Consider the following 300-nt stretch of genomic DNA (forward strand, 5'->3'; position numbering starts at 1 on the left):
TCAATAACGGTTGACCAACATCCATACGAGCACGGCCTGCTGCCACCACTGTGATGTCGGGTTTTAACTCATTCAAAGCTCGTCTTACATCATCGGTTAGAACCGTATCTCCGCTAATATAGATAGAGGGTTCATTGGGAAGCTCTAAGAAAAATCCGACGCCATTTGCCATTAGCTTATGAATCCAACCATGACCGTGTAAAGCAGGAACCGCAGTTAGTTTTCCGCCTAAAAAGTCGATAGTTTGCCAGTCTTCAATTCCCCAATTTACCGTTAAGTCGTATTTTTCTAGGTAAGCCT

At 44.0% G+C, this 300-nt stretch carries 1 pseudogene; it reads right to left on the minus strand.

Annotated features, from left to right (window positions below):
- Positions 1-300, minus strand: a pseudogene (locus AB4133_RS21965) (MBL fold metallo-hydrolase); the annotation flags it as partial.

This window comes from Vibrio sp. 10N.286.52.F8, from assembly GCF_041468745.1.
GTDB classification, from domain to species: domain Bacteria; phylum Pseudomonadota; class Gammaproteobacteria; order Enterobacterales; family Vibrionaceae; genus Vibrio; species Vibrio crassostreae_C.